Source organism: Poseidonibacter lekithochrous, assembly GCF_013283835.1.
Classification (GTDB): Bacteria; Campylobacterota; Campylobacteria; order Campylobacterales; family Arcobacteraceae; genus Poseidonibacter; species Poseidonibacter lekithochrous.
On sequence record NZ_CP054052.1, the window covers coordinates 3,065,293 to 3,080,597 of the forward strand.

Consider the following 15,305-nt stretch of genomic DNA (forward strand, 5'->3'; position numbering starts at 1 on the left):
CAAACGACATGATTGTAAAAATTGTAAGTAAAAACTTTGACATTCCAGATTCACATAAACTAGATGTTGCTTTAAAAAACGGAAGATATGAATCAATTGATAAACTTTTTTCAATGACACCTGAAGATGTAACTGAAGAAGTTTGTAAAAGTGGACTTAGAGGAAAAGGTGGTGGTGGAGCTGCTTGTGGACCTAAATGGAAATTAATGCCACCAGTTGATGAAAGACCTAGATATTTAATAGCTAACGGGGATGAATCAGAACCAGGAACTTTTAAAGATAGACAAATTTTTGAATACGATCCACATCTTTTAATTGAGGGGATTATCTGTTCTTCTTATGCAATTGGAGCACATGATTGTTTTATCTACATTAGAGGAGAATATAAATTCTTTATTGATAGATTAAATGCTGCAATTGAAGAAGCTTACGAAGCTGGTATTATTGGTGATAAAATCATGAACAAATATGATTATAGAATGAATATTACAGTTCACAGAGGTGGTGGAGCATATATTTGTGGTGAAAAATCAGCACTTATTGAATCTATTGAAGGTAAAAGAGGACATCCAAGACTTAAACCACATGGTAAAGAGTGTGAATGGTTCTTTGGAGATCCTGCAACTGTAAATAATGTTGAAACAATTGCTTCAGTTCCTAATATTGTATTAAATGGTTATGAATCATATACAAAATACGGTACAGAGAAAGCACCTGGCACTATGCTATTTGCAATGAGTGGTCCAGTTAACAACCCTGGTGTATACGAACTAGCCTACGGTAATAAAATGACTGATGTTATCGAAAAAATTGGTGGTGGTATGAAAAATGGATTAAAGCTTAAAGCTGTAATCCCAGGTGGTGCTTCATGTCCTATATTAACTGCTGAAGAAGTTGAAAAAGCTTACTTAGATTATGAATCTATGTGGGATATTGGTTCAACTTTAGGGACAGGTGGAATGATGATTATTCCTGAAGGTGTATCAATGGTTGAAGTTGCTAAAAACTTAATTGAATTTTATCATCATGAATCGTGTGGTCAATGTACACCTTGCCGTGAGGGTTGTGGATGGATTGATACAATTATTCATAAAATTCTTGAAGGAAAAGGTTCCAGTGAAGATTTAAATACAATACTTGATGTATGTGGCACAATGAACGGAAAAACAGTTTGTGTTTTTGCACCAGCTGTTAAAGACATTATTCAAAGTATTGTAGAGAAATATGCACATGAATTTGAAACATATTTCAAAAAAGAAAACAAATAAACAAAAAAATTAAATTAAATTTACTAAAGGAGAAATTAATGGCAAAAAATACTATGACACTAACTGACAATAGAAATGGTAAAGCTTATGAATACAATATTATAGATGGGACAAGAGGTCCAAGTGTAGTTGATATTAGTTCATTCTACAGAGATTCAGGTATGTTTACTTATGACCCAGGTTATACTTCAACAGCATCTTGTGAATCAAAAATTACGTTTATTGATGGTGAGAATTCAGAGTTAAGATATAGAGGTTACGATATTGCTGATTTAGCTGGTAAACACTCTTACTTAGACGTATGTTACTTATTAATGAGAGGTAAATTACCTACTCCTGAAGCTTCTAAAAACTTCGATTTAGAAATTAGACATAGATCATTCTTAAACGAAGGTTTAATTAAAATCTTTGATGCATTCCCAGATGGAGCACATCCAATGGCAACTATGGGAGCTGCAACTATGGCGCTTTCAACATTCTATAAAGATCACTTAAACTTAGAAGATGAAGCTGAATTCAAAACTATGAGAAGAAGAATTGTTGCTAAAATGCCAACAATTGCTGCAATGGCTTATAGAAAATCAATTGGAACACCTTTAATTTACCCAGATGTAAATAGATACTTTACTGAAAACTTCTTATATATGTTAAGAGCATATCCAGGTGGTTCTATGAAAAGATTAGCAGATGGTTCAAATGAAGAGATTAAACAAATTGAAGTTGATGCAATGGATGCAATCTTTACATTACATGCTGATCACGAACAAAATGCTTCTACTACTACTGTAAGAGCTGTTGGTTCAACAGAAGCTCACCCTTACGTTGCTATTTCTTCTGGTATTGCTGCATTATGGGGATCTGCTCATGGTGGTGCAAATGAAAAAGTAATGGATCAATTAAAAATGATTGGTGATATTAAAAATGTTCCTACTTATATTGCTAAAGCAAAAGATAGAAACGATCCATTCAGACTTATGGGATTCGGACACAGAGTATATAAAAATAGAGATCCAAGAGCTGAATGTTTAAAAGGATTACAAGATCAATTAAGAGAAGAATTAAATCTTGACTCTAAATTATTAGATATTGCTGCTGCTGTTGAAGAAGCTGCATTAAATGATGATTACTTCAAAGAAAGAGGTTTATATCCAAATATTGACTTCTATTCTGGTGTTATCTTAACTGCGCTTAAAATTCCAGTTGAAATGTTTACTCCAATTTTCGTAATCGGAAGAACTCCAGGTTGGATTACACAATGGTCTGAATTAAAACAAGATCCTAAGCATAAAATTGCTAGACCAAGACAATTATATACAGGTAACTAAGAAAAAATAAAACAAGTGTAAGGGGATAGAATTTATGAGTGAAATGGTAGAAATCACAGTCAATGGCGCACAAATGCAAGCTTCCAAAGGAAGCTTGTTAATTGATAAATTATTGGATGAGAATATCCATATTCCTCATTTTTGTTATCACCAAGCACTAGGTAAAGATGGTAACTGTAGAATGTGTATGGTAGCAATTGAAGGTCAAAAAAGACCTCAAATTGCATGTGATACACCTATTAAAGATGGAATGGTAGTAAGAACTAAGGGCGAAAATATCGAGAAAGTAAGACGAGATATTTTAGAACTACAACTTATTAACCATCCTATTGATTGTCCTACATGTGATCAAGCTGGTGAATGTAAACTACAAGATTACTACATGGAATCTGGTTTTTATGAATCAAGAGTAAATGTAAATAATAAAACTACGCATCGTAAAAGAGTCGATTTAGGCGCTAATGTAATGCTAGATGAAGAAAGATGTGTACTTTGTACAAGATGTGTAAGATTCTGTAAAGATATTACAAAAACAAGTGAACTTGGTGTAATTGATAGAACAGATCACTCTACTATTGGAATTTTTCCAGGACGTCCCCTATATAATCCTTATGCTATGAATGTTGTTGATTTATGTCCAGTTGGAGCATTAACTTCAAAAGATTTTAGATTCAAACAAAGAGTTTGGTTCTTAGAAACATTTGATGCTATATGTAATGGCTGTTCAAAAGGATGTAACATAAGTGTTGATCATAGAAAAGAAAAATATAAAGATGACCAAATTCATAGATTTAGACCACGTGCTAATAAAGAAGTTAACGGTTGGTTTATGTGTGATGAGGGTAGATTATCTTACGAAAATGAAAATCAAAATAGATTTGAAACTCCTTTATTAAATAAAGAAACAACAAATCTTAGTAATACAATAACAAATATGTTTAAAGAGTTATCAACAAAAAAAGATATCTTATTTGTATTAAGTCCAAATCTTTCTTATGAAGAAATGTCAAATCTTAAAAATTTAGCAGAAAAATTAAATGCAAAAATTAGTGGATATTCACCAGATACTTTTGATGAATCATTTGGTGATGATTACTTAAGAAAAAGTGACAAAACTGCTAATAGAGCATCATTTAAAGAACTAAAAGTTAATGAAGAAGAGTCTTATTTCAAAGACTCATTAGAAAAAGCACAATTAGTAATAATTGTTGATTCTTCATTCTTTGAAGAAAACTCGCAATTATTAGAAGGTAAAACAGTTATTTCACTATTTAGTCATAACTGCTTAACTTTAAGTAAATCAAATATTGCAATACCTATTGCATCATTCTATGAGAAATCAGGAACATATATCAACTGTGATGGTATAAAACAAAGAGTGATTTCTCAAATGAATAAAAATAATCCAATGGAAACTATTACCTCTGTAATAGAACATCTAAAAGAAATGATTGGTAAAGGAACTCTATGAGTACGGGAATAATAATTGCTGTAAATATATTACTAGCTGTTGTATTAGCAGTTGGGTTAACACCACTTTTTGTTTGGTGGGAAAGAAGAATATCTGCTTTTATGCAAGATAGAACTGGTCCTAACCGATGTAATATTGGTCCTTTGAGATTAGGTGGATTAATTCAAAGTTTTGCAGATATGTTAAAACTTGTTTTTAAAGAAGACTTCACACCTTCACATATTAAATATAAGTTTTTCTTTACTATTGCACCTGCAATTGTTTTCTTATGTTCATTTTTAACATTTGCAACAATTCCTTTTGCTGATAATTTAGTAATTGATGGAAAATCATTTATTATGCAAGCTGTTCCAAATGAATTAGGAATCATGTGGTTCCTAGCTTTTGCTGGACTTGCAATCTATGGAATTATTTTAGGTGGTTATTCATCTCAAAATAAATATGGATTATTAGGTTCAATTAGAGCATCAGCTCAAGTAATTTCATATGAAGCAGCAATGGCGTTAGCAATTATCTCAATGCTTTTATCTTATGGTTCAATTCACTTAACAGATATGGTAAATGCACAAGCAGGAGTATTCTGGGGTGTTGTTCCAATGTGGGGAATCTTTATTCAACCACTAGCAGCTGTAATTTTTATTGTTTGTGCTTTTGCAGAAACAAATAGAGCACCTTTTGATATTGCAGAGGGTGAATCAGAAATTGTTGCGGGTTATCATACTGAATATTCAGCAATGAGATTTGGTCTTTTCCAAGTTGGTGAATACGCTGCTATGTCTGCATCATCGGCTATTATTGTTACTTTATTCTTTGGTGGATATCAAATTCCTTGGTTAGATACACAAACAATTCAAAGTAATATAAACTATGTAATCGTTGCTATTATGATTTTATTACCAATCAAAATCTTTATTTTTACAAGATGGATGAAAAAGAATAATAAAACAAAAGGTGATGGGGATTTAAGAAGAGAAAAAGAAACAAAGATTTTAACTACAGCATTCTGGGCTATATGTGTTGGAATTGTTGGGCTTCTAGCTATATTCTTAATCACAGGATTAGGAACTAATGGGATTAATATTGTAACTGCTGTTCTTCAAGTTGGAACATTCTTAGTTAAATTTTTTATGATGGCATTTGTTTATATTTGGGTTAGATGGACTGTTCTTAGATTCAGATATGACCAATTACAAATGTTAGGGTGGAAAGTGTTATTACCATTGGCACTTTTAAATATTGTTGTAACTGCAACATTTATTGTAGTAGGAAGTTAATATGGGAATTAAAGTAGTACCAAGACACGGTAAATCATTTAAAGACAAATTATATCTACCTGCAATTGCAGGGGGAATGAAAACAACTTTTAAACACTTTGTAAAAAACTTAAAAGATGTAGATAACCTAAAAACAATGCAATACCCAGAGGTTCAACCTGATGATCTTAATGAAAGATACAGAGGGGTTCATAGACTTACAAAATGGGAAGATGAAACTGAAAAATGTGTTGCTTGTTATATGTGTGCAACAGCATGTCCTGCTGATTGTATTTTTATTGAAGCAGAAGAGAGATTTGATGATCACGATGAAAAACGACCTAAAGAATTCAAAATTGATTTATTAGAGTGTGTATTCTGTGGTTATTGTGTTGAAGCTTGTCCTTGTGATGCAATTAGAATGGATACAGGTATCTTTTCATTTACAGCAGGAACAAGAGAAGAGTTTGTATTAGATAAAAAAGCTTTAATGGCAAACGAAAGATCAAAGGATTTAGATAATGATTGATTTAATTTTTATTGCATTAGCTTTTTCAGCAATATCTGGTGCAATTGCTATGATTGTATATGCAAATCCAATGTACAGTGCTCTTGGGGTTTTAATCTCAATGTTAAGTGTTGCAGGAATGTTTGCTTTACTTAATGCCACTTTCCTTTTCTTAGTTCAAATCATTGTTTATGCAGGTGCTATTATGACTTTGATTTTATTCATCTTAATGTTCTTAAATATTAAAGAAGAAGATTTACCAAAAGAACCAAAGAAATATACATTAATAGCATTAGGTGCTGTTGTTATGATTCCTTTAAATATCTTAATATTAAAAGCTGTAGCTAAACTTCCTGCAAAAGATTTTAATATTACAAACAGTGATTTTGGAGATATTAAACCAATTGGTATTCAACTTTATAATAATTGGTTATTAGCATTTGAGTTAATCTCAATTCTATTGTTAGTTGCATTAATTGGATCTGTTGTATTAGCAAAGAAAAGATCATCAAAAATCACAAACACAGGAGATGAAGCATGATATCATTAACATCTTATGCCTTTGTATCAATGGCTCTATTTTCTATTGGGGTAATAGGTGTAATTGCAAGAAGAAATGTATTTGTAATTTATATGTCTATTGAAATGATGTTAAATGGTATTAACTTATTCCTAGTAACATTTGCTAGATACCATTTTAGTATGGACCCTCAAGTTGTAACAGTTATGGTAATTGCAATTGCTGCTGCGGAAGCTGCTATTTTCTTATCAGTAATTATTCTATTATATCGATCAAGAAAATCTCTTGATACTGATATCTTTACAACTCTTACACAAGGAGAAAAATCATGAGTACATCACTACTTGTATGGATAATTTTAGCTCCTTTATTAGGTGCTATTTTATTAGGTGGTTTATATTTATATCATATTAAAAAAGAAAAAGTTTCTGAATTAACTTTTTCACTAATTGGATGTATTACTCCTTTGATATCATTTTTAATAACTTTATCTTTATTCTTAAGAATGAATGATGAAGGTATTATTTTTAAACAGCAATTATTCACATGGATTAATATTGATAAACTAAATATCGATATGGCATTACTTGGCGATAACTTATCAATTTTTATGACTATGTTTGTAACATTTGTTGGATGGTTAATTCACATTTATGCAATTGGTTATATGAGAGGTGATAATGGTTTTGGTAAGTTCTTTGCTTATTTCAATTTATTCTTAGCTTCAATGTTAATTTTAGTATTAGCAGATAACCCAATTATTCTTTTCATTGGATGGGAAGGTGTTGGAGTTTGTTCATATTTACTAATTAAATTCTATTATGGAAAATCAGAAAATATTATCGCAGCAAATAAAGCATTTATTGCAAATAGAGTTGGAGATTTTGGTTTCTTACTTGGAGTTGTAACTTTATTCTTTGCACTAGGAGAAGTTGATTTATCATTTGCTTCAATAGAATCAAATATTTCAAATGCTTCAAATGAATTATTAATCCTTTCTGGATTCTTGTTATTTGTAGGAGCTATGGGAAAATCAGCACAGGTTCCATTATATGTATGGCTTCCAGATGCAATGGCAGGACCAACTCCAATTTCGGCATTAATTCATGCTGCTACTATGGTAACAGCTGGTGTTTATATGGTTGCAAGATTCCACTTCTTATATTCAGGTATTGAAGAGATTGGATTATTTATTGCATACATTGGAGCAATATCTGCACTATTTGCAGCAGTAATTGCAACAAGACAAACAGACATCAAAAAAATTCTTGCTTACTCAACAATGAGTCAATTAGGGTATATGTTTATTGCAGTTGGTCTTGGGTTTTATTCAACTGGACTATTCCATGTATTTACACATGCATTCTTTAAAGCCATGTTATTCATGGGTGCTGGTGGTATTATTATAGCACTTCACCATGAACAAAATATCTTTAAGATTGCACAACATAGAGCTCAACTTCCTATAATTGGAGCAACGTTCTTAGTTGGAGTTATAGCAATTTCAGGTATTCCACCATTCTCTGGTTTCTTCTCAAAAGATGCAATCTTAGCAGCAGCATTCCAAGAAGGTGAATATTTAATTTGGGCAATTGCATTAGGAACAGCATTTTTAACAGCATTTTACATGTTTAGAATGTATTTTATTATATTTGTTGCACCAACAAAACATAGATCACAATATACATACACATCTAAAACAATTACAATTCCATTACTAATATTAGCAATTGGAGCAATTGGGGCTGGGTTCTTAAACTTACCAACAATATTTGGTGGAGAACATTTAGTTGATACTTGGTTAGGACAATTAAATTCTAAGACAATTCATATGAGTCACTTAACAGAATGGATATTAGTGATCACTTCAGTTGCAGTTGCATCTGCTGGTATTTACGTTTCATATAAAAAGTATGCAAACTTTGATGTTACTAAACCAGAAGAAGAAGTGGGATTAATTGGAAATAAATTCTATGTTGATGAAATTTATGATGCAATTTTTGTTAAAACTTCAAAAAAACTATCAGTATTTATTGATAAAGTTTTAGATGACAAAATTATTGATGGATTTATTATGAGTTCATCAAAAGGTTTTGTTAACTTAGGTAAAAAAGTTGCAATGATTCAAAATGCAAATGTAAGATTTTACGCACTATTCATGTTATTAGGAATGACTTGTGTGTTTATCTATTTATTAACTACTTTAGGATTATAGTATGAGTTCAGATATACTTTCGTTTATTATATTTTTACCTGCAATTGTTGCATTTGGTTTAATGCTTACAACTAGGGATGTTAATACAATCAGAAATATTGCATTTTTGACTACTACAGTTATTTTAGCACTTGTACTAAAGATTTATATAGAGTTCATTCCTGGTGAAGGAATGCAGTTTGTAACAAATGTACCTTGGATTGAAACTTATGGTATTAATTATTATGTAGGTTTAGATGGATTTTCTTTAACTATTTTAATGATGATTGCCATCTTAATACCAACTTCTTATTTATTATTATGGGAAGGTAGAACTAAAGGTTACTGGATTAATATGTTATTAGTTCAAACAGGGGTAACTGGTACATTATTATCACTTGATGTTGTATTATTCTATTTCTTCTGGGAAGTAATGTTATTACCAGTTTTCTTAATGATTGGTTCATACGGTTTTGGTGAAAAGGTATATACAACTATTAAAGTAACAGTTTATACAATGGTTGGTTCATTATTAATGTTCATTGCTATTTTATACTTAGGTGTTGCTTATCATGCAGAATTTGGTACATGGTCATTTGCTTATAATGAGCTAATGAAAATAACTACAATTGATTACAATACTAAAGTATGGTTGTTCCTTGGATTCTTAGCAGCATTTGCAATTAAAATTCCTATTTTCCCTCTTCATACATGGATTATGGAAACATATAAAAATGCTCCTACTGGTGCAGTTTTCTTATTATCTTCAATAATGGCTAAACTTGGAGTTTATGCAATTGTAAGATTTATGATTCCTATTTTCCCAGAAATTTATATTGAATTCTCAGTTTATTTTGTGGCTATTGGTTTATTTGGTTTAGTTTATTTTGGAATTGCAGCACTTATGCAAGATGATATAAAAAGAATGTTTGCTTACTCATCAGCATCACATTTAAGTTTCATTGCAGCTGGTATTTTCTCACTAAATGAATATGGTATCAATGGAGCTTTATATTTAATTATAGCTCATGCTATTGCAACAGGTGCATTATTCTTACTTATAGGATTAATTCACGAAGAAACTGGATTTAAAACTATTAAAGACTTAGGTGGAATAGCAAAGCAAGCTCCTGTATTAACTTTTATATTTGCAATTATGTTATTTGCAAATGTTGGATTACCAGGAACTAATGGATTTGTTTCAGAGTTATTAATCATATTTGGTATTTATGAGTTTAATCATACCCTTGGATATATCTCAGCTACTACAGTTGTTATTGGAGCTTCATATATGTTATGGATGTTTCAAAGAGCTATTTTACAAGATAGACCAGAGGGAAGCCCCGTTCTAAAAATGAGAGACTTAAAAATTAAAGAAATGATTGGTTTAGCACCATGGGTAATTTTAGTATTCTTAATGGGACTATATCCAGAAATTTTTATTAATAAGTTTGAACCAACAGTTACACATTACTTAAATGACATTTTACATATTGGAGCATCAAAATGAGTGAATTTATATATTTAATTCCAGCATTAACTGTATTAACAGGTGCATTAGTACTTATGTTTATGAGTATGTACGAAAGTTTTACAGTTAAAAACTTTATTGTTGTTTCTTGTATTTTCTTATTTATTGCATTTGGATTTTCATTATCACAAATTGGTGAAGCATATTCTGTTCAACCATATAATGATTTATTAAATAATGTATTAATATTTGATTCTTTTTCAAACTTCTTTAATATTTTACTAATAGCAGGAACAATATTAACACTATTAATTGGTGAACATTACTTCCAACATAGAGAATACTTTAAAGGTGAATTTTTCTCAATTTTATTATTTGCACTATTTGGAATGATGGTATTAGGATATTCAAACGAATTAGTAACAGCATATATTGCTCTTGAAATTGCTTCTTTTGCAGTTTATATTATGGTTGGATACAACACTGAAGACTCAAAAAGAGTTGAAGCAATATTTAAATATCTAGTATTAGGTTCATTTATTGGAGCATTTTACTTATTAGGTGTTGTTTTAGTTTATGGAGCATCTGCTACTACAAACTTAAGTGAATTATCTGTATTTATTAATTCTGCATCTGATGACCAAATGATTTTAGTGTACATAGGGTTAACATTAATTCTATTTACATTCCTATTTAAAATTGCAGCATTTCCATTCCAATCTTGGGTACTTGATGTATATAGAGGTGCACCTATGGTTGTTACTGCGTATATGGCATCAACATTTAAAATTGCTATATTCTCATTTTTCCTTAGAGCATTTTTACAAGACTTCGGATTAACTCTTGATTTCTGGGATACAATTATTTCAGTAATTATTGTATTTACTTTAGTATTTGGTACATGGTTAGCAGTAACACAAAAAATTGTAAAAAGAATGCTTGCAGCTTCTTCAATTGTGCACACTGGTTACTTATTATTAGCATTCATCGCATTAAGTTACAAAGATGGACAAATTGTAAATATTGAATCTGCTTATGCAACAATGTTCTATTTAATTGCATACCTTTTATCTGCTCTTGGAGCATTTGGTCTTGCATCTCATATTATTTCAGAAACAAATGTAAGAGTTACATATGACGATTTCAAAGGTTTAGCAAAAGAGAGACCATTCTTAGCTGCAATGATGACAATATTCTTATTCTCATTAGCAGGGATTCCTTCAACTATTGGATTCATTGGTAAATTTTATGTATTCACTGAAGCAATTAACGCTGGATATGCAGGATTAACTGTATTGGCTGTATTTGCAACAATTGTATCAGTTTACTACTACTTTAAACTAATTGCAGTTATGTATTTTTATCCAACAAAACAAGAATGTATATCTGTAGAATTTAATGATAAGAGAGTTTCAACTTATGCAATTGCATTTGTTGCAATCTTGACTGTTTTAGGTGGGGTTGGATCTGCAATTGTATTCTTTATCCCTGCATTAAATATTGACCAAATTATTATACTTGCTCAAACAGCAGTACAATCTTTATTTATAAAATAGACTGTTACAAATTCACACAGTCTAATTAATTTTTTCTTTTAAGATACACTTAAACTTATTTTTCATAAAGCCTATTTTATGGGCTTTATGAAGCTTTTTCGTATAACATTCGTATGATATTTCATAAATAAATCACTTCTCATCTAATCATAAGTCAAGTACCTTTAGGCTACTATATTGCTATTGTTCAAATAATCAAATCACAAGAAAGGATAGGAAATGAGTGACCTAATAGAAGGTTATTTAGGTAAGACGGTTGAGGGAAAGAAAAGTAGGCTACCTGCTAAACTAGATTATCTACAAAGTGCGACTGGTGGTTTTTTAGCGCTATTTATGTGGGGGCATATGTTATTAGTATCTTCGATATTAATTTCTAATGACTTTATGTACACTATTACTAAGCTTTTAGAAGCTAGTTTTATTTTTGAGGGAGGAAATCCTTTATTAGTAACAATTGCTGCGGTTGTTGTGTTCGTAATTTTTATAGCACATGCTGGTCTTGGAATGAGAAAACTTCCTGGTAACTTCAAACAATATCAAGTAATGAAAGCTCATGCTAAACACATGAATCACGATGACACTAAGTTATGGTTTACACAAGCAGGAACTGGTTTTGCTATGTTCTTCTTAGGTTCTGTACACTTATACATTATTGCAACTAATTCTGATGCAATTGGTCCATATGCTTCTGCTGACAGAATCTGGTCTGAGTGGATGTGGCCATTATACATCTTATTATTAATAGCTGTTGAATTACATGGAACAATTGGTCTTTACAGATTAAGTGTTAAATGGGGATGGTTCGATGGTGATAATCCAAGAGAAAATAGAAAAAAACTTAAACAAGTTAAATGGGGACTTACTGTGTTCTTCCTTGCATTAGGATTTGCATCTTTAGCTGCATACATGAAAATTGGTATGGATCACGCTGATAAAGCTGGTGAAAGATATGTACCAACTGCAAAAGTAATGGAATACAAAATGACAAATAAAACTTCTGGGAGAATTGCATAATGAAAATTAATTACTGTGATGCATTAGTTATTGGTGGAGGACTAGCTGGGTTAAGAGCTGCCGTTGCTTCACAAAAAAAGGGATTAAACTCAATTGTATTATCATTAGTTCCTGTTAAAAGATCTCACTCTGCAGCTGCTCAAGGTGGTATGCAAGCATCTTTAGGTAACTCTAAAATGTCTGATGGAGATAATGAAGATTTACACTTTGCTGATACTGTAAAAGGTTCTGACTGGGGATGTGATCAAGACGTTGCAAGAATGTTCGTACATACTGCACCAAAAGCTATTAGAGAACTTGCTGGTTGGGGTGTTCCTTGGACTAGAGTTAGAGAAGGTTCAAGAGAAGCTGTAATCAATGCTAAGAAAACTACAATTACTGAAGATGCTGACAGACATGGTTTAATTATGTCTAGAGACTTTGGTGGTACTAAAAAATGGAGAACTTGTTATACTGCTGATGCAACTGGACATACTATGTTATTCGGTGTTGCTAATGAAGCTTTAAGACAAGACGTTGATATTAGAGATAGAAAAGAAGCTATTTCTTTAATTCACGAAAATAACAGATGTTACGGTGCAATCGTAAGAGATTTAATTACTGGTGAATTAGAAGCATACGTTTCTAAAGGTACATGTATCGCAACAGGTGGATATGGTAGAGTATTTAAACAAACTACTAATGCTGTAATCTGTGAAGGTATCGGTGCTGCTATCGCTTTAGAAACTGGTGTTGCTACACTTGGTAACATGGAAGCAGTACAATTTCACCCAACTCCAATTGTTCCTTCAGGTATTTTATTAACTGAAGGTTGTAGAGGTGATGGTGGAATCTTAAGAGATGTTGATGGTCATAGATTTATGCCAGATTACGAACCAGAAAAGAAAGAACTTGCTTCAAGAGACGTTGTTTCAAGAAGAATGATTGAGCACATTAGAAATGGTAAAGGTGTACCTTCTCCATACGGTGAGCATATCTGGTTAGATATTTCTATTCTAGGTAGAGAACACATTGAGAAAAACTTAAGAGATGTACAAGAAATTTGTCAAATCTTTAATGGTATTGATCCTGCTGATGAGGGTAAAAAAGGTTGGGCTCCAGTTCTTCCTATGCAACATTACTCTATGGGTGGAATTAGAACTAAACCAACTGGTGAATCTCAAAACTTAAACGGTTTATTCGCTTGTGGTGAAGCCGCTTGTTGGGATATGCATGGATTTAACAGACTTGGTGGAAACTCAGTATCTGAAACAGTTGTTGCTGGTATGATTATTGGTAACTACTTTGCAGATTATTGTTTAACTAATGATGTTACAATTCCTACTGCTACTGTTCAAAAATTCATGGATAAGCAAGATGCTTATTTAGATGAAATTTTAGCATATAACGGTACTGAAGATATCTTCAGAATTAAAAACAAAATGCAAAACCTAATGGACAACAAAGTTGGTATCTTTAGAGATGGAACTGGACTTGCTGAAGCAGTTGATGAATTAGAAGACTTATTAAAGAAAACTAAACAAATCAATGTTAAATCTAAAGAAAGAGTTGGTAACCCTGAATTAGAAGAAGCTTATAGAGTTCCAAGAATGCTTAAAGTTGCACTTTGTGTTGCTAAGGGTGGTAGAGAGAGAACTGAATCTAGAGGTGCTCACTATAGAGAAGATTACCTTAAAAGAGATGATGCAAACTGGTTAAACAGAACATTAACTTCTTGGCCAGATGAAAATGATACTCAACCTACAATTACATATGAAGAACTTGACATTATGACTATGGAAATGCCTCCAGCATTTAGAGGTTATGGTGCTAAGGGTATGATTATTGAAAATGAAACATCAGCTGTAAGACAAGCAGAAGTAGATGAAATTACTGAAAAAATGCAAGCTGAAGGTAAAGATAGACACGAAATTCAAGATGCATTAATGCCATTTAGTTTACCAATGAACTATAGAGAGAAAAATGAAAGAGCAGGAGATAAATAATGAGCTTAGAAAAAGGTAGAGAAATCACGATATCGGTTCTTAAGTTTAATCCAAGAAGTAAGGTTTCTAAACCTCACTTCGTTGATTATAAATTAGAAGAAACTCCAGGAATGACTCTTTTCATTGCATTAATGAAAATTAGAGAAGAGTACGATCCCGATTTATCATTTGACTTCGTTTGTAGAGCTGGAATCTGTGGTTCTTGTGGAATGGTAGTTAATGGTAAACCTGCACTTGCTTGTAGAACATTAATTGCTAATTACCCTACAGGTGTTTTACAATTAATGCCTATGCCAGCATTCGAATTAATCAAAGATTTATCTGTTAATACAGGTAAATGGATGGATGATATGTCTAAGAGAGTTCAATCTTGGATTGTAACTAACGAAGAAACTGATATTACTAAAATGGAAGAAAGAGTTGATCCAGATGTAGCGGATGAAACTTTCGAACTTGATAGATGTATCGAATGTGGTATTTGTGTTGCTTCTTGTGGTACAAAATTAATGAGACCTGACTTCGTTGGACCTGTTGGATTAAACAGAGTTGCAAGATTTGAAGTAGATCCTCATGATCAAAGAACTGCTGAAGACTTCTATGAGTTAATCGGTGATGATGATGGTATCTTTGGTTGTATGTCTTTACTAGCTTGTGAAGATCATTGTCCAAAACACTTACCATTACAAAACAAAATTGCTTACTTAAGAAGAAAACTAGTAGCATTAAGATAATTACGAAGG

At 31.7% G+C, this 15,305-nt stretch carries 13 protein-coding genes; all 13 read left to right on the top strand.

Annotated elements, in window-relative coordinates:
* Positions 1 to 8 precede the first annotated feature (8 nt).
* Positions 9 to 1,268, top strand: a complete 1,260-nt coding sequence (gene nuoF / locus ALEK_RS14835) for an NADH-quinone oxidoreductase subunit NuoF (protein WP_071627660.1) — start codon at positions 9 to 11, stop codon at positions 1,266 to 1,268.
* Between the two features lie 38 nt (positions 1,269 to 1,306).
* Positions 1,307 to 2,593: a citrate synthase gene (locus ALEK_RS14840; protein ID WP_071627639.1), complete on the top strand. Its 1,287-nt coding sequence runs from the start codon at positions 1,307 to 1,309 to the stop codon at positions 2,591 to 2,593.
* 34 nt (positions 2,594 to 2,627) lie between these two features.
* Positions 2,628 to 4,064 (top strand): NADH-quinone oxidoreductase subunit G, encoded by a 1,437-nt coding sequence (locus ALEK_RS14845; protein ID WP_071627638.1) that lies wholly within the window; start codon positions 2,628 to 2,630, stop codon positions 4,062 to 4,064.
* The gene (locus tag ALEK_RS14850; protein ID WP_071627637.1) at positions 4,061 to 5,338 is read left to right on the top strand and encodes a complex I subunit 1/NuoH family protein; all 1,278 of its coding nucleotides are present in this window, start codon (positions 4,061 to 4,063) and stop codon (positions 5,336 to 5,338) included. Before ALEK_RS14845 ends, ALEK_RS14850 begins: the two co-directional genes overlap by 4 nt.
* A gap of 1 nt (position 5,339) precedes the next feature.
* Positions 5,340 to 5,846, top strand: coding sequence for a NuoI/complex I 23 kDa subunit family protein (locus ALEK_RS14855; protein ID WP_071627636.1), 507 nt, complete (start codon positions 5,340 to 5,342; stop codon positions 5,844 to 5,846).
* Positions 5,839 to 6,366 (top strand): NADH-quinone oxidoreductase subunit J family protein, encoded by a 528-nt coding sequence (locus tag ALEK_RS14860; RefSeq protein WP_071627635.1) that lies wholly within the window; start codon positions 5,839 to 5,841, stop codon positions 6,364 to 6,366. The genes ALEK_RS14855 and ALEK_RS14860 overlap by 8 nt, the downstream gene beginning before the upstream one ends.
* Positions 6,363 to 6,677 carry an NADH-quinone oxidoreductase subunit NuoK gene (gene nuoK / locus ALEK_RS14865; RefSeq protein ID WP_071627634.1) on the top strand — a complete coding sequence of 105 codons (315 nt, stop codon included), beginning with the start codon at positions 6,363 to 6,365 and terminating at the stop codon, positions 6,675 to 6,677. The genes ALEK_RS14860 and nuoK overlap by 4 nt, the downstream gene beginning before the upstream one ends.
* Positions 6,674 to 8,560: an NADH-quinone oxidoreductase subunit L gene (nuoL, locus tag ALEK_RS14870; protein WP_071627633.1), complete on the top strand. Its 1,887-nt coding sequence runs from the start codon at positions 6,674 to 6,676 to the stop codon at positions 8,558 to 8,560. The genes nuoK and nuoL overlap by 4 nt, the downstream gene beginning before the upstream one ends.
* A gap of 1 nt (position 8,561) precedes the next feature.
* Positions 8,562 to 10,049 (top strand): complex I subunit 4 family protein, encoded by a 1,488-nt coding sequence (locus tag ALEK_RS14875; protein WP_071627632.1) that lies wholly within the window; start codon positions 8,562 to 8,564, stop codon positions 10,047 to 10,049.
* Positions 10,046 to 11,566, top strand: coding sequence for an NADH-quinone oxidoreductase subunit N (locus ALEK_RS14880; protein WP_071627631.1), 1,521 nt, complete (start codon positions 10,046 to 10,048; stop codon positions 11,564 to 11,566). The genes ALEK_RS14875 and ALEK_RS14880 overlap by 4 nt, the downstream gene beginning before the upstream one ends.
* A gap of 219 nt (positions 11,567 to 11,785) precedes the next feature.
* On the top strand, positions 11,786 to 12,580 hold the full coding sequence (locus tag ALEK_RS14885) for a fumarate reductase cytochrome b subunit (RefSeq protein ID WP_071627630.1): 795 nt from the start codon (positions 11,786 to 11,788) through the stop codon (positions 12,578 to 12,580).
* Positions 12,580 to 14,565 (top strand): fumarate reductase flavoprotein subunit, encoded by a 1,986-nt coding sequence (locus tag ALEK_RS14890; protein WP_071627629.1) that lies wholly within the window; start codon positions 12,580 to 12,582, stop codon positions 14,563 to 14,565. The genes ALEK_RS14885 and ALEK_RS14890 overlap by 1 nt, the downstream gene beginning before the upstream one ends.
* Positions 14,565 to 15,296, top strand: coding sequence for a fumarate reductase iron-sulfur subunit (locus ALEK_RS14895; protein ID WP_071627628.1), 732 nt, complete (start codon positions 14,565 to 14,567; stop codon positions 15,294 to 15,296). The genes ALEK_RS14890 and ALEK_RS14895 overlap by 1 nt, the downstream gene beginning before the upstream one ends.
* Positions 15,297 to 15,305: the final 9 nt, after the last annotated feature.